This is a genomic window from Dasania marina DSM 21967, from assembly GCF_000373485.1.
GTDB classification, from domain to species: Bacteria; Pseudomonadota; Gammaproteobacteria; order Pseudomonadales; family Dasaniaceae; genus Dasania; species Dasania marina.
Genome location: NZ_KB891585.1, coordinates 568,784 through 584,711, shown reverse-complemented (window position 1 = coordinate 584,711; position 15,928 = coordinate 568,784). Strand labels below are relative to the sequence as shown.

General features: G+C 49.8%; 15 protein-coding genes. All 15 read left to right on the top strand.

Going from position 1 to position 15,928, the window contains the following annotated elements:
* Nucleotides 1-21: 21 nt before the first annotated feature.
* Nucleotides 22-1,194 carry a flagellar biosynthesis protein FlhB gene (flhB, locus tag B067_RS0112310; RefSeq protein ID WP_019530389.1) on the top strand — a complete coding sequence of 391 codons (1,173 nt, stop codon included), beginning with the start codon at nucleotides 22-24 and terminating at the stop codon, nucleotides 1,192-1,194.
* Nucleotides 1,195-1,279: 85 nt separating this feature from the next.
* Entirely contained in the window at nucleotides 1,280-3,397 is a 2,118-nt protein-coding gene (flhA, locus tag B067_RS0112305) for a flagellar biosynthesis protein FlhA (protein ID WP_019530388.1), read from the top strand.
* A 50-nt stretch (nucleotides 3,398-3,447) separates the two neighbouring features.
* Nucleotides 3,448-4,887, top strand: a complete 1,440-nt coding sequence (flhF, locus tag B067_RS0112300; protein WP_019530387.1) for a flagellar biosynthesis GTPase FlhF — start codon at nucleotides 3,448-3,450, stop codon at nucleotides 4,885-4,887.
* A gap of 119 nt (nucleotides 4,888-5,006) precedes the next feature.
* Complete coding sequence (locus tag B067_RS0112295; RefSeq protein ID WP_019530386.1) at nucleotides 5,007-5,831, top strand: MinD/ParA family protein; 825 nt, start codon at nucleotides 5,007-5,009, stop codon at nucleotides 5,829-5,831.
* A 40-nt stretch (nucleotides 5,832-5,871) separates the two neighbouring features.
* Nucleotides 5,872-6,591 (top strand): RNA polymerase sigma factor FliA, encoded by a 720-nt coding sequence (locus tag B067_RS0112290; RefSeq protein ID WP_019530385.1) that lies wholly within the window; start codon nucleotides 5,872-5,874, stop codon nucleotides 6,589-6,591.
* A gap of 169 nt (nucleotides 6,592-6,760) precedes the next feature.
* Nucleotides 6,761-7,144 carry a chemotaxis response regulator CheY gene (cheY, locus tag B067_RS0112285; RefSeq protein ID WP_026244621.1) on the top strand — a complete coding sequence of 128 codons (384 nt, stop codon included), beginning with the start codon at nucleotides 6,761-6,763 and terminating at the stop codon, nucleotides 7,142-7,144.
* 37 nt (nucleotides 7,145-7,181) lie between these two features.
* On the top strand, nucleotides 7,182-7,997 hold the full coding sequence (locus tag B067_RS0112280) for a protein phosphatase CheZ (protein ID WP_019530383.1): 816 nt from the start codon (nucleotides 7,182-7,184) through the stop codon (nucleotides 7,995-7,997).
* A gap of 9 nt (nucleotides 7,998-8,006) precedes the next feature.
* The gene (locus tag B067_RS0112275) at nucleotides 8,007-10,220 is read left to right on the top strand and encodes a chemotaxis protein CheA (protein WP_019530382.1); all 2,214 of its coding nucleotides are present in this window, start codon (nucleotides 8,007-8,009) and stop codon (nucleotides 10,218-10,220) included.
* An 82-nt stretch (nucleotides 10,221-10,302) separates the two neighbouring features.
* Nucleotides 10,303-11,340 (top strand): protein-glutamate methylesterase/protein-glutamine glutaminase, encoded by a 1,038-nt coding sequence (locus B067_RS0112270; RefSeq protein ID WP_026244620.1) that lies wholly within the window; start codon nucleotides 10,303-10,305, stop codon nucleotides 11,338-11,340.
* A gap of 3 nt (nucleotides 11,341-11,343) precedes the next feature.
* A complete protein-coding gene (locus B067_RS0112265; protein ID WP_019530380.1) occupies nucleotides 11,344-12,090 on the top strand; it encodes a flagellar motor protein in 747 nt (248 codons plus the stop codon).
* Nucleotides 12,091-12,099: 9 nt separating this feature from the next.
* Nucleotides 12,100-13,047, top strand: coding sequence for a flagellar motor protein MotD (gene motD, locus B067_RS20380; RefSeq protein ID WP_019530379.1), 948 nt, complete (start codon nucleotides 12,100-12,102; stop codon nucleotides 13,045-13,047).
* 112 nt (nucleotides 13,048-13,159) lie between these two features.
* Nucleotides 13,160-13,942 carry a ParA family protein gene (locus tag B067_RS0112255; RefSeq protein ID WP_019530378.1) on the top strand — a complete coding sequence of 261 codons (783 nt, stop codon included), beginning with the start codon at nucleotides 13,160-13,162 and terminating at the stop codon, nucleotides 13,940-13,942.
* A gap of 23 nt (nucleotides 13,943-13,965) precedes the next feature.
* Nucleotides 13,966-14,937 (top strand): chemotaxis protein CheW, encoded by a 972-nt coding sequence (locus B067_RS20375; protein WP_019530377.1) that lies wholly within the window; start codon nucleotides 13,966-13,968, stop codon nucleotides 14,935-14,937.
* 106 nt (nucleotides 14,938-15,043) lie between these two features.
* Complete coding sequence (locus tag B067_RS0112245; RefSeq protein ID WP_019530376.1) at nucleotides 15,044-15,523, top strand: chemotaxis protein CheW; 480 nt, start codon at nucleotides 15,044-15,046, stop codon at nucleotides 15,521-15,523.
* A gap of 12 nt (nucleotides 15,524-15,535) precedes the next feature.
* The gene (locus B067_RS0112240) at nucleotides 15,536-15,922 is read left to right on the top strand and encodes a DUF2802 domain-containing protein (protein ID WP_019530375.1); all 387 of its coding nucleotides are present in this window, start codon (nucleotides 15,536-15,538) and stop codon (nucleotides 15,920-15,922) included.
* The last annotated feature ends 6 nt before the right edge of the window (nucleotides 15,923-15,928 follow it).

The following is a 15,928-nucleotide window of genomic DNA, read 5'->3' as shown; positions in this document are numbered from 1 at the left end:
ATACGATCACTGAGTAGCCACGTGGCAGAAAACGAAAACGGTCAAGAAAAAACCGAAGAACCCACCCCTCGAAAGCTGCAAAAGGCTATGGAGGACGGGCAGATAGCCCGTTCCAAAGAGCTAAACACCACCTTTGTTTTGGTGGGCGGGGTAATTGGTTTAATTAGCTTTGGCGGGCCTTTGGCCGAAGCCTTAAAAAATATTATGCGCTACAACTTTAGCTTGGATAGAGCCGCGGCCTTCGATGAACAAATGATGTTTGCGCACTTGGGGGCTACTGCCTTCGCCGCTATACAAGCTTTAACACCGTTTATGGTGACCTTGGCTATAGCCGCTTTTATGGGCAATATTTTGCTGGGCGGTTGGATGCTCAGTGCTAAGGCTTTAATGCCGAAGTTTAGCCGGTTAAGTCTAGTTAAAGGCTTGGGGCGTTTGTTTTCACCTAACTCGCTGGTGGAGCTGACCAAGGCCTTGGCGAAGTTTGTATTGGTGGCTAGCGTTACCATGCTGGTGCTGAATTATTTTCAGGGCGAATTATTAAACTTAGGGGTTTCTTCGGTACAAGAGGCGGTGCCGCATGCGATAGCGGTGGTGTCCTATGCGGTGCTGACTATCAGTGCAACCACGATTTTTATCGCTATCTTTGATGTGCCTTATCAACTGTATTCCCATAAGAAAAAATTAAAAATGACCCTACAGGAAGTCAAGGATGAAATGAAAGACTCCGAGGGTAAGCCGGAAGTGAAGGGTAGAATAAGACAGATGCAAAGGGAGATAGCACAGCGTCGTATGATGGCGGAAGTGCCTAACGCTGATGTGGTTATCACCAACCCTGAGCACTTTTCGGTAGCGCTTAGGTATGACTTAGAAGGTAGCGGTGCACCGGTAGTGGTAGCCAAGGGTACCGACCAAATTGCGTTAAAAATACGCGAAATTGCCGTTGCCCACAACGTGATGATGATGGCCGCGCCGCCATTGGCTAGGGCCATTTACTTCACTACTGATTTGGATGAAGAGATTCCCAGCCAGTTATATCTGGCGGTAGCGCAAGTACTGGCCTATGTGTTTCAGCTTAAGGCGCATCGCAAGGGTGAGGGGGTCAAGCCTAAACCTATGGCGGATGTAGAGGTGCCTAATGACGTGAGTTATGGGGTGGATGGGAAAATAATTAGGCCCGATACGCCGGAAAACTAAAAACTGGAAAGCTTCTTGCTCTATTAGCCTTATTACCCACTTTTTGCCAGAAAACTGGCGCTATTGTTAAGAGCCCAAAACCCTTATGGCCGTTACTACCGCAACACGTCGTACTCCCCTGCAGGTTATATTGCAAAGCAATCTAGGTGCACCGATATTGTTGTTGGCTTTATTGGGCATGATGATATTGCCGGTGCCGCCGTTTTTATTAGACGTGCTGTTCTCTTTTAATATTGCCTTGGCCATCGTCGTGTTGCTGGTCGCAGCTTACGCCCTGAGACCGCTGGACTTCGCGGTATTCCCCACCATTTTGTTAATTGCTACCTTGCTGCGTTTAGCCTTAAACGTGGCCTCTACTCGCGTTGTGTTGTTAGAAGGGCATAAGGGCGGTGATGCCGCCGGTAAGGTGATTCAGTCCTTTGGTGAGGTGGTGATAGGGGGCAATTACGCCGTGGGTTTAGTGGTGTTTTTAATCCTCATGATTATTAACTTTGTGGTGGTAACCAAAGGTGCCGGCCGTATTTCGGAGGTGAGCGCGCGCTTTACCTTGGATGCTATGCCCGGTAAGCAAATGGCCATCGATGCTGATTTAAACTCAGGCCTTATTACCCAAGATGAAGCCCGTACCCGCCGTGAAGAAGTAGGCGGTGAAGCTGATTTTTACGGTTCTATGGACGGTGCCAGCAAATTTGTACGCGGTGATGCGGTGGCGGGCATGTTAATCCTCGCCATTAATATATTGGGTGGCCTAGGCATAGGTATGGTGCAGCATGACCTAGAGTTTGGTCAGGCCATGCAAGTGTACTCGCTACTCACTATCGGTGATGGCTTAGTGGCGCAAATCCCCTCGTTATTACTTTCAACTACTGCGGCTATTATGGTGACGCGGGTGAATAGCTCTAAGGATATGGGCGAGCAGGTGATGAGCCAAATGTTCGAATCCCCCAAGGCCTTAAGTGTGGCGGCGGTGATTCTGGCGTTTATGGGTTTAATTCCCGGTATGCCGCACTTTGCCTTTTTAACCTTGGCGGCAATGGCGGGAGGTATGGCTTGGTATATTAATAAAAATGGCGACGAAAAAATAGAGCAAGCACAGCAAGTCGAACGCGGTCAGTTAGAGCAGCAAGAGGTGGCCGCCAAGCAGGCCGCAGAGCTACCCGAACTGGGTTGGGATGACGTCCATCCCGTCGATGCCATAGGCCTAGAAGTGGGCTATAGGCTGATACCGCTGGTGGATAAATCCCAGGGCGGCGAGTTACTTAATCGTATTAAAGGCATACGTAAAAAGCTCTCGCAAGAGGTGGGTTTCTTAATCCCCTCGGTGCATATACGGGATAATTTAGAGCTGTTGCCCAATGCCTACCGCATAACTTTGTTGGGGGTTACCGCCGGTGAAGCCGAGATTTATCCCGATAGAGACTTGGCTATTAATCCTGGCCAGGTATTCGGCAAACTAGATGGCGTACCCACCACCGATCCAGCTTTTGGCTTAGAGGCGGTGTGGATAGACCCGGCCTCTAAAGATCAGGCGCAAACGCTAGGCTACACGGTGGTGGATGCCAGCACCGTGGTGGCCACCCATATCAACCAATTATTACAAAAGCACACCCATGAGTTACTGGGCCACGATGAAGTGCAGCAGATGCTGGATAAGCTGGCCAAGAACTCTCCTAAGTTAGCTGAGGAACTGCCCAGTGTAGTGCCCTTGAATATGCTGCTTACCGTGCTGAAAAACTTGCTAGCTGAACAGGTGCCCATCCGCGACCTGCGCACTATCGCCGAAGCCTTGGCGGCCAGCGGTAGCCAGAGTCAAGATTCTGCCGCCTTAACCGCCTCGGCTAGGGTGGCGTTGCGCCGCGTGATCGTACAGGCCATCTACGGTAGGGACGGTTTATTGCCTGTTATTGCATTAGATCCAGCAATGGAACAGTTATTGCTTAAGTCTTTACAGCAGTCCCAGCAAGCCGGTAACGGCGATGACATTGTTTTAGAGCCGGGGCTGGCGGAGCGCTTGCAACAGGCTCTTCAGGAATCAGCGCAGCAACAAGAAATGGCAGGTAAGCCATCGGTGTTACTGGTTTCTGCACCACTGCGAGCGGTGATGGCGAAGTTTATACGCTATAGCGCCGCCGATATGCAGGTGTTGTCTTACGCAGAGATACCTGATGACAAGCAGGTCACTATTGAAAGCACCATAGGGTGAGGCACGATAGGTTGATAAGCAGCAAGCTGACTAAATAAGTAGGTACCGTGATGCAATTAAAACGATTCGTAGCTCCCAGCATGAGCCAGGCCTTAAAAATGGTCAGGGAAGAAGTGGGCCCCGATGCGGTTATTCTGTCGAATAAGCGGGTCGCCGAAGGCGTTGAATTAATGACGGCCATAGACCGGCCTGAAATTGAAGATAACGGTGTTTACCCCTCCGATATGCAGCCACATGCAGCCACCAAAAAAGTACAGAAAAAGCAGACCAGCAAGCTAGAAAGAGAAGTGGACAGAATGCAAAACCAGGCGCGCCAACGGGCGTCGGCACTGGCAGCAACACTGGGTAAGAATGAGCAGCATCAATTTGTTGAAGCCATGCAGCAGCAGGGCTTTACGCCAGAGTTAAGCCCTGCTGCTAATGCAGACAGCCCTACAGCCATCTCTGCAGCCAGCCAAACGCAGCAGGCTGAACAAAACAAACAGGCCATACAAGAGGCCGTTGCGGCAGCGGTGCAGGAGTACACGAAGTCGCAGCAGCCAGCCAACACCGAAGATCCGCAAGTATTGCAAATGCGCTCAGAGCTACAATCCATGCGTCAGTTATTAGAGCAGCAACTCTCCTCTATGGCCTGGGGCCAGTTTGCGAGTAGCGAGCCTGAAAAGGCTGGCCTATGGCGACGTTTAAAGCGCATGGGTCTAGCCGCTAAGGTGGCTAATCAATTGCTAGATGGGCAGTCACTAGAAGGGCCTACAGCTTTAAGTGCCCAGAAACCGGTGTGGATGCAATTAATGCGGCGCTTAAGCCACCAATTACCGGTGGTAGGTGAAGATTTAATTAACCAGCAGGGCGTGTTTGTGTTTGTCGGGCCTACCGGCGCCGGTAAAACCACCACGATAGGCAAGTTAGCGGCCAGGCATGTGATGGCACATGGCGCTGACAGCCTAGCCCTAGTGACTACCGACACTTTCCGTATTGCCGCCCATGAACAGCTGCGCACGCTGGGCCGCATTTTAAATGTGCCGGTAAAAGTGGTGGATAAAAATAACCCCTTGGACAGAGTGCTGCACGGCTTGCGTCATAAGCAGTGGGTGTTGGTGGATACCGCCGGGCTTACCCATCAAGATCAACGCTTAATTAAGCAGGCGCAGGCGATTAATGAATTGGCTGCTAAAGTTAAAACCATACTGGTGCTGCCTACCACCAGTCAGCCGCAGGTATTGCGAGCGGCTTATCATCATTACAAAACCGATAATTTAACCGCCTGCATATTGACCAAGCTGGATGAAACCGCCAGCTTAGGGGAGTGTATTAGCTTGGCGGTAGAAAAAAATCTACCGGTAGCCTATAGCACCCACGGCCAAAATATCCCCGAGGATATTGCCATTGCCGAGTCGACTACTATTGTTAGGGAGGCTATAGCGTTGGCCAAAGACCAGCAGGTTGATGATGATGATATGAGTGTCGAGTTACAGGCCTTAATCAGTTAAACCGAATAAGCGTAATAGCCTAGTGATACCCGGTGTATCGCTAGGTATTCAGAATAGTTAGTGTAGAATGCCAAGCAATATTGCCATTCAAATAATAGCAGCGAGGAGTCAGCGCTAGCATGAGTAGTTCGCATCCAGTACAAGTGATTGCAGTAACCGGGGGTAAAGGCGGGGTGGGTAAATCCAATGTCTCTATAAACCTCAGTGTCAGTTTGGCGAATATGGGGCGCCGCGTTGCGCTATTGGATGCTGATTTGGGTTTGGCCAACATCGATGTGCTATTGGGTTTAACCCCCAAGCGCAACTTAGAAGATGTGTTGGCGGGGGAGTGTTCCTTAATCGATATAATGCTCACTGGCCCGGGTGGTATACGTATTATTCCCGCTTCTTCCGGCACCCAAAAAATGACCATGTTGGGCACTATGGAACATGCCGGCTTAATTCATGCCTTTAGTGAAATTAGCCACCAAATAGATGTGTTAGTGATAGATACCGCCGCCGGCATTTCTGATTCGGTAGTGAGCTTCGTACGCGCCTCACAAGAAATACTGGTAGTGGTTTGTGACGAGCCTTCATCCATTACCGATGCCTACGCACTGATTAAATTACTAAATCGTGAGTATGGCGTGGATCGTTTTAGAGTGGTTGCCAATATGACGCGCACCGCCCAAGAGGGCCGTAATTTATTTAATAAGCTTACCCACGTGGCCGAACGCTTTTTAGATGTATCGCTGCAATATGTAGGTCAGATTCCCTTTGATGAAACCGTGCGTAAAGCGGTACAAAGGCAGCGGGCGGTAGTGGATATTGCCCCTCGCAGTAAAGCCGGTATAGCGTTTAAACAGTTGGCCGAAAAAGTGGATTTATGGCCCTTGCCATCAACCCCTCGCGGCCACCTAGAGTTTTTTGTAGAGCGCCTAGTACACGGTTCGGCAGAATCGTAGCGGTGAGAAATAACCAATGGTTGTAGCGAGTAGATTATCGATGTATAGCGACGTTGAAAGTATTTCGCAAGATGAAGTGGTAGAGAGACACGCGCCGCTGGTGAAACGTATTGCCCACCATATGCTCGCCCGCATGCCCGCCAGTGTGCAGGTAGACGATTTAATTCAGGCGGGTTTAGTCGGCCTGCTGGAAGCCTCGCGTAATTACGACACCACTAAAGGTGCTAGCTTTGAAACCTACGCCGGCATACGTATACGTGGCTCAATGATAGATGATGTTAGACGTGGTGATTGGGCGCCGCGCTCAGTGCATCGTAATGCCAGGATGGTATCCGAGGGTATGCGAGCGGTTGAAAACCGCACAGGTAGAGATGCCAGTGATCAAGAAGTAGCCGACGAGCTTAATATTCCCCTAGAAAATTACTATAAAATTACAAGAGACTCTGCATCCAGCAAATTATTTAGTTATGATGAGCTGGTTAGCGGTGACGACAAACCCGAGGAGCAGTTGCCTAGTGATGCAGAAAATCCACTAGATGGCATAGAAAGCCAAGCGCTAAGGGAAAGTCTAGCGGCATGTATAGCGCAGTTACCTGAGCGTGAGCGTATGGTGCTGTCATTGTATTACGATGAAGAACTTAATCTCAAAGAAATTGGTTTGGTGCTGGGCGTTAGTGAGTCCAGAGTCAGCCAAATACACAGCCAGGCTGCGATGCGTTTACGTACCCGTATGTCGGCTTGGCAGCGAGATACCTATTAAGGCAACAAACCACGGCAGTTGCTAATACATAGCTTGACGTATTGTGGTTTAATAGGATTAATTCGTTGTTTTTGTTAGAAAAACTGGCTACGCCCTAATCAGGGGCTAGACTGGATACATTATAATTTTACCGAACGCAAAGCGGGTAATGATATGTTTGGAGGTGGCTTTGAATAAAGATATGAAGATTCTGGTTGTTGACGATTTTTCAACAATGAGGCGTATCATTAAAAACTTGTTGCGTGATCTGGGCTTTACCAATACATCAGAAGCTGATGATGGTCAGACAGCCTTGCCCATGTTACAAAATGGCAGTTTTGACTTTTTAGTTACTGACTGGAACATGCCTGGCATGACCGGTATAGAACTACTCAAGGCCGTGCGTGCAGATGCACGTTTAAAAGACATGCCTATTTTGATGGTGACAGCAGAGGCTAAGCGTGACCAAATCGTCGAGGCCGCACAGGCCGGCGTGAATGGTTATGTTGTGAAGCCTTTTACCGCAGCGGTGCTAAAAGAAAAAATCGAAAAGATTTTTGAACGCGTCGGTTAGTCACCCTCAGATCCCTTCGGGATAGGCATAGCTTTACATGGACGATAACAATAACTCTGCTCAGGCTAAGGCCGGCACTAGTGATGATGTATGGGAGTCGCTGAAAGAGCGAGCCGGCATTCTCATGAGTAGCTTGGAAGAGCGCGATTATGTTGCTGCCAATAACGTCATCCAAGATCTCAATGAGTTGCGTGATAACACCCTCTACAAAGAGGTGGGTAAACTAACCCGTGGTTTACACGATGCGATAGTCAACTTTGACCTTGACCCCGGCAAAGCGGGCGGTGATGCGGCGAATAATGAGTCGCAAATGGCCAACGCCAAAGATCGTTTAGATTATGTTATTAATCTTACTCAAACTTCTGCCGATAAGACCATGGACATGGTTGAAGAAGGCATACCCATCGCCACAGCCCAAGGTGTAGCGGCCAAACAGCTGCAAGCCGACTGGGGGCGCTTATTGCGCCGCGAAATGGATGTGGATGAGTTTAAGTTATTGTCCGAACGTATAGACGGCTTTTTAGTGCAGTCTATCGATGGCAATGCCTTACTCGGCCAAAAGTTCAATGAAATTTTATTGGCGCAGGATTTTCAAGATTTAACCGGCCAGGTCATCACCAAGGTGATAGCGCTGGTACAAGATGTTGAAGATCGCTTAGTTGAATTAATGCGTGTAGCAGGTCAAATCGAAGAGTTAACCGGCATAGTTAAAGACCCTGCCGCTAAGCCCAACAAAAAAAAACAAGGCTTAGACTCTGGTGCCGAAGGGCCACAAATTCATGCAGATACGCGTGATGATGTGGTGTCGGGGCAAGATGATGTTGATGACCTGCTATCAAGCCTAGGCTTTTAGGAGTATTGGATGTTCGGTGAAGACGACGAAATATTGCAGGACTTTTTGGTCGAAGCCGGCGAGATAATTGAATTATTATCTGAGCAGCTGGTTGACCTAGAGCAAAGCCCTGATGATCGTGACTTGCTGAATGCTATTTTTCGTGGCTTTCACACGGTAAAAGGCGGCGCAGGATTTTTACAGCTCAACGCATTGGTTGATTGCTGTCATATTACCGAGAATTTATTTGATATCTTGCGCACGGGTCAGCGCTCGGTCACGCCCGAATTAATGGACGTAGTGTTACAGGTCTTAGACGTGGTTACGGTCATGTTTGACGAAGTGCAAAATGGCGCCGAGTTGACACCCGCCGACCCACAATTATTGGCCAACCTAACCGCATTAGTCGAAGGACGTGATGTGTCTGAGGCTGCAGCCGATGCCCCGGAAGCTGCATCAGCTCCTAGTTTGGAGCCAGCGGCTGCCGAAGGTGATATTACCGATGCCGAGTTTGAGCAGTTTCTAGATGCTATCGCCGAGCCGGCTGCTGAGTCAGCGCCCGCTCAAGCCGAACCAGCAGTTCCCGCCAGTAGCGGTAGCGATGAAATTACCGACGATGAATTTGAATCCTTACTGGATCAGATACATGGCAAAGGGCAGCACGGTGGAGCCCTTGAGCCCAGCGCGGCCCCAGAGCCTGCGGCGTCATCAACAAGTAGCGATGAAATATCTGACGATGAATTCGAAGCTCTGCTAAACCAGCTGCATGGCGGCGGTGCTCCGGGCAGCGAAAAAGCGCAGGCTTTTTCTGAAGCAAAAGCGGCCTCTGCGCCAGCAGCTAGCAGTGAAGAAATTAATGATAACGAATTTGAAGCCCTGCTAGATCAACTGCACGGCCAAGGTCAGGGGCCTACCGGCGTAGCAGCAGCTGAAACTAAAGCGCCAGCAGCACCTACACCTACACCGGCCACTAAACCCCAATCCGCTACAGCGACGCCGACCGCCAAAGCTGCCGATGATAGTCAAGCCAAGGTGCCAGCTGCGCCGAAACGCGCGGCAGGCAATAAAGAGGCTTCGCAAGCTGAAACCACCGTGCGGGTTGATACCCAGCGCTTAGATGACATCATGAATATGGTGGGCGAGCTGGTGTTGGTGCGCAACCGCTTAGTGCGCTTGGGTGCCAGTAGCGGCGATGAAGTCATGGCCAAGGCCGTCTCCAATCTGGATGTGGTAACGGCCGATTTACAATCTGCGGTAATGAAAACCCGCATGCAGCCTATTAAAAAGGTGTTTGGCCGTTTCCCTCGTGTGGTTAGGGATTTGGCGCGCAACCTGAAGAAAGAAATTACTTTAGAGCTACAAGGTGAAGAGACCGACTTAGATAAAAACTTAGTGGAGGCCTTGGCCGATCCCTTGGTTCACTTGGTAAGAAACTCAGTGGATCACGGCATAGAAATGCCAGACGATAGAGAGGCTAAAGGCAAGCCGCGTATGGGCAAAGTGATATTGGCCGCTGAGCAAGAAGGCGATCAAATCCTGTTATCGATTACCGATGATGGCGCGGGCATGGATCCCAATATGTTGCGTCAAAAAGCGGTAGAAAAGGGCTTGTTTGACGAAGATAGTGCTGCCCGTTTATCGGACTCAGAGTGTTTCGATATTATTTTTATGCCGGGCTTTTCTACTAAAGTAGAAATTTCCGACGTCTCTGGCCGCGGTGTGGGCATGGACGTAGTGAAAACTAAAATCACGCAGCTTAACGGTTCCATTGTTATAAAATCAAAAGTCGGTGAGGGCACCCGTTTAGAAATTAAAGTGCCGCTAACCTTAGCCATTATGCCTACTTTAATGGTGATGTTAGGCGATCAAACCTTTGCCTTCCCGCTGGTCAGTGTCAACGAAATTTTCCATATGGATTTAACCCGAACCAATGTGGTTGATGGCCATGAAGTGGTCATCGTGCGCGATAGAGCGGTACCCTTGTTCTATTTAAAGCGTTGGTTGATTGGTGGCTCTAAAAAGATTGAAAAACTTGATAGCGCTCATGTGGTCATTGTCTCTGTGGGTACCTTACGGGTTGGTTTTGTGGTCGATCAACTGATAGGTCAGGAAGAGGTGGTCATTAAACCCTTAGGAAAAATGTTGCATGGCACGCCCGGCATGGCCGGTGCCACCATTACCGGTGATGGCAGGATTGCGCTAATACTCGATGTGCCTAGTATGCTAAAGCACTACGCAGGTTGATGGTATCAAACTGCGTAGTGCACAGTTGCTGACGGATAATAACGATATTACTCACCCGTCATTCATATTTCAGAGGTTGTAAATGACGGTTTCCGTCTTAATAGTTGACGACTCCAGCTTTTTCAGGCGGCGCTTAAGCGACATGATTGCAACAATCGATGGCTTAAGCGTCATCGGCTGTGCCGAGAACGGTGTCGAGGCGATAGCGCTTACCAAAAAGCTTAAGCCCGATGTTATAACTATGGATTATGAAATGCCGGTTATGGATGGCATTACCGCTGTTCAGTACATTATGAAAGAGTGCCCTACGCCTATATTGATGTTTTCATCCATGACCTATGAAGGCGCGCGCATCACTCTAGATTCATTAGCTGCGGGTGCTATCGATTACCTACCGAAAAATTTTTCTGAAATCGCTAGCAGTTCTGTGCAATTAAAAAAACGCTTAGCGGATGCTATTTTTGATGTCGCATCATCGGGTAAAAAAACAACAGTCGCGGTTGAGCTTGAGCCGGTAAAAGCGCCAGATCCGATTCTGCCCAGTCGCAAAAAGCATAAAGTTGATTGTGACGTGGTTATAATAGGCACGTCCACCGGCGGGCCTATAGCGTTGCAGAGCGTACTGTCGTCGCTGCCAGCCAGTTTCCCCAAACCTCTAATACTCATACAGCATATGCCGGCCGCTTTTACCACCGCTTTCGCCGAGCGCCTCAATTCATTTTGCCAAATAACCGTCAAAGAGGCGGTAGATGGCGACCGTTTAATGCCAGGGGTTGCCTTGCTGGCGCCCGGCGGTAAACAGTTGATTATTTCGGCTAGTGGCAGGATAAAAGTGCTACCTGGGGACGAGCGCTTACACTATAAACCTTGTGTTGATATTAGTTTTGCTTCAGCTGCCAATGTTTTTGCCGATAAGGTATTAGCAGTGGTCTTAACCGGTATGGGAGCCGACGGCTGTGAAGGGGCAAGATTGCTAAAACAAAAAGGGGCCACGGTATGGGGCCAGGACGAGAAAACCTCGGTGATATACGGTATGCCTATGGCGATAGCAAAGGCCGGGCTTACCGATGAGGTTTTAGCGCTGGAACAAATCGGCCCACGTTTAATACAAGCGACCTAACAGATGGATTTACTCAGCATATTTGGCGTTATTCTCGGTTTTGTTGCCATTCTCGGCGGCAACTACCTAGAGGGTGGCAGCATGTCGGCACTGGCTAACTTTCCGGCAGCTTTTATTGTTGTGGGCGGCACCTTTGCGGCTGCCATGCTGCAAACGCCGTGGCTGGGTTTAAAGTTCGCCGTGTCACGATTAAAACATGTGTTTGCGCCCCCCAACGTTGGCTTTAAGCAGGGCGTAAAAAAAGTGGTGAAGTGGTCGGCGCGGGCGCGCAAAGACGGCTTATTAGGTTTGGAAGATATTGCTGAAACTGAACCGGATTTGTTCGCCCGTAAAGGTCTGCAATTATTAGTAGATGGCGGTGAGCCCGAAAATATACGCAACATCCTAGAAGTAGAAACCCTAGTGCTAGAGCAGCGCGATGTTGATGCCGCCAAATTTTATGAAAGCATGGGCGGCTATTCACCCACCATAGGTATTATTGGTGCAGTGATGGGCTTGATACATGTGATGGGTAACTTAGCCGACCCTAGTAAGCTGGGGGCAGGCATAGCCGTGGCCTTTGTGGCCACTATCTACGGGGTGGCGTTTGCCAACTTGTTGTTACTGCCTATAGCCAGCAAGCTGCGTGGCTTGGCCCGCAGCCAAGCGCAATACCGTGAATTAATCATTGAGGGCATTATTGCTATCGCCGAGGGTGAAAACCCCAGAGCCATAGAATTAAAACTCGATGGTTTTTTACACGGTAACTAGGTAACGCTTATGCGGCGACAAGTCGTTGACGATAATGTTCACCACGAGCGTTGGCTGGTTTCTTATGCCGATTTTATTACCCTACTGTTTGCCTTTTTTGTGGTGATGTATTCCATCTCGCAAGTTAATGAAACCAAATACAGGGTGCTGTCCAATACCTTAAATAAAACCTTCAACAAAGAAACTCAGCTCAGCCTAGACCCTATACAGATGGGCGAGCCGGCGCTAAAAAACAACGTCAGTTTAATCGACCTAGAGGCCATGGCCTTAAAGAACAGTGAGGGTGAGGCCGAAGGCGAGGGCGGCGGTGATGATGAAGGCGAGCTACCGGAGCAGTTTCATAAAATCACTGACAACATAGCAGAAGTGTTTGGTGATTTAGTCGATACCAAAATGATACACCTGCAGGGCAATGAAGAGTGGTTGTCGGTAGAAATGAAGTCTTCGTTATTATTTGAAGTCGGCGATGCTCGTTTGACAGTGCCCTCTATGGAATTATTGGCACAGTTAGCTGGTTTATTTAAAGATTCTAGCAATCCCATGCGGGTGGAAGGCTTTACCGACAACGTGCCTATTAGCAATGAGTTTTTTGAATCCAACTGGGAGCTATCCGCTGCTAGAGCTGCCGCTGTAGTGAGATTGTTTGCGGAAGAGGGTGTAGACCCTGTACGTATGGCGGCGGTGGGTTATGGTGAGTATCAGCCCATAGCCGATAATGACAGCCCCGCAGGCCGTGACAAAAATCGCCGGGTGGTGCTAATGATTTCCAAAACTGCGCAGCTTAGGCCGGTGTTGCCAGAGCTGGCGGGTGACCGTGATTTTAAAGCGCCTCAGCCAGAGCAGGAGCCAGAACCCGCGGCAGTACCTGAGGGCGCCCTCAAGGGGGTGAAAACTATTAAGCTGGAAGGCGGCGGCTTGCTTTTTACCCGCGACAATCCGCCGGCGGAAAATCCCTGATCGGCTGTCGCTAAAGCAGCTGGCAAGATTATTGCAGTGGCTCTATTACGGTAAATAATCAGTTTATTTCAACAAATATTTGACGGGCCAAGCACAGGTTTGAGGTTGGGTAATGCGAGTTTGGGCGGTAGCAAACCAAAAAGGTGGGGTGGGTAAAACCACAACGGCTGTGACGTTGGGCGGTTTATTGGCCGAGCGTAAGCAGCGGGTATTACTCTTGGATTTAGACCCCCACGGCTCTATGACCAGTTATTTTGGCTACGACCCCGACACCTTGGCCAGCAGCAGTTTCAATCTCTTTGCCGAGCAAGAACCCAGTGCCGAGGTGATTAAATCACTGCTATTAACTACCCCCTGCGAAGGGCTTACCTTATTACCTAGCAGCATGGCCCTGGCCACGGTAGAGCGCCGAGCCGCTGCTGAAGGCATGGGCTTAAAAGTGTCGCGCGCTTTGGCTAAAGTGTGGGATCAATTCGATTACGTGCTTATTGATAGCCCACCGGTGTTAGGGGCTTTAATGATTAATGCCTTAGCGGCTTCCGAGCGTTTATTGGTGCCGGTGCAAACCGAGTTTTTAGCCTTAAAAGGCTTGGAACGGATGATACGTACTATCTCCATGGTGACGCAGTCACTACGTAAAGAGATGGACTATACGATTATCCCCACCATGTTTGATCGCCGTACCCAAGCTTCCGTGGGGGCGTTAAGAGAGCTGCGCAATACCTACCCGCACACCATTTGGGCTGCTATGATTCCGGTCGATACCCGTATACGAGATGCCAGTCGCGAGGGCATGCCTTTATCACAATACTCCCCAGATTCCAGAGGCTCGGCCGCGTACCGTTCGCTGTTAAAGAGTCTATTGTCACAACAGGATAGGCGTACCCCCGCATAGCTGCGGGGGTACCGGTAGTGTTAATGAGCAAGTTTGAGCAGAGTAGCCCGCCTAGCCCGCCTAATAATGAAATTCAGGATTATCTGGATTTACTGTTAGCGCCTACGGCCGACCCTAGCAATGCGGTACCGACCGAGCTGGGCGCAGCGCCCAGTAGCGAAAGTACCCCGGCACCCGCAGTGGCTCCCAGCCAACCGCCGCCAGCCAGTTATCAGCCATCGCCAGCGCCGGTAGGGCGTTCACGCTTATCACAGGCCGCTGCCCGCATAGACCAAGACAGCCACAGCAAGCCCTATGCCGAACCCGTCAAACCCTTGGCGTTACAGTTGCCTTTGCCCAAGGTGGCACCACCCCCTGTTGTTGACACCAAACCTGCTGAGCTTAAATCAGCACCAATACTTAAAACAACAGCGCCAGTAGTTCCTGCACCCGCAGTGGTAGCCCCAGAGCCCATTGCCGAAGTGGTGGTTGAGCCTGAACCTCAGCAACAAGCACATCCAAGCTCCGTGTGGCTGGACAATGGCCGCCCCAGCTGGGCGCAGCAGCGTTTTGAATGTCTATTGTTTTCGGTAGGGGGCTTAACCTTGGCGGTGCCGCTGGCAGAGCTGGGCAGTATAATCCCCATCACTGATGAGCTAACGCCCTTATTCGGCCAAATCGATTGGTTTATGGGTTTGCTCACGGTTAAGCAGGGTAATATACGCACCGTCAACACTGCTAAAGTGGTGATGCCCGAGCGTTACCAAGACGGTATGGCGGATAATTTTAATTATGTTATTTCTATAAATGGTGTAGATTGGGGCCTGGCGGTAGACGACGTTGCCAGCGCTATTACCCTAAGCCCAGAGGATGTGCGTTGGCGCAGTGAACGCAGCAAAAGGCCTTGGCTGGCTGGCACGGTAGTCGACCACATGTGTGCCTTGTTAGATGTCAGCCAACTGGCTGCTATGTTTATAGAGCGTGATCGCAACCGCAGCACTAACAAAGCGAGATAGGTCTTCACTTCGGGCTGGCACAGTTAGTGCTATGCACTATAGTATTAGGCAGTTAACTGATAATTTTTTGACACCGGCTTGTTCGGTTTAGCAAGGGCTTAGATTCATGGCGAGTAATACAGCAAAAAATGCAGATGATCCCATTCTACAGTGGGTCACTTTTCGTTTAGATGGTGAGACCTACGGCATTAACGTAATGCAGGTGCAAGAGGTTTTACGCTACACCGAAATTGCTCCCGTGCCCGGTGCACCAGCCTATGTGCTGGGTATTATTAATTTACGGGGTAACGTAGTAACCGTTATCGATACCCGTCATCGTTTTGGTTTAACGTCCAGCGAGGTTAGTGAACAGACCCGTATCGTGATTATCGAATCCGAAAGCCATGTCGTAGGCATATTGGTAGACGCCGTTGCCGAAGTGGTTTACCTGCGTGAATCAGAAATAGAAACCGCACCCAATGTCGGCAACGAAGAAAGTGCCAAATTTATCCAGGGCGTGTGTAATAAAAATGACCAGCTACTCATATTAGTAGAGCTGGATAAACTACTGACTGACCAGCAATGGACAGAAGTAGAAGAAATATAGCGAGAAAATAGCATGCTAATGTGGGGCGCCTTATTGGTACTCGCCGCTTACTCTGTAGGTGTTTCTAGCTATGCGATTAAAAGCCGCAATAAGTTGGAGCAACTAGAGACTAGTTTGAGTGAAAAAATGGCACAATTTAACCGTGAGTTAGAGGCGGTTAATAACGGCGCTATAGGCGTAGGCCAGCACCTGATACAGGTAGAAAAAAAGCTCAGCACTGTGGTTAGTGAACAAGAAAAATTGCAAATTAGCGCTGAGTTTCAACCCTATGGCCAAGCCGAAGCCATGGCCGAGCAGGGAGTGGATGCCGAGCAACTCTCTGAGCGTTTTGGTTTATCTGAATCAGAGGCGCAGCTCATGAGCATGATACAGCAGCGTTCAGCGGCGCAAGCGCGGTAATAAAGG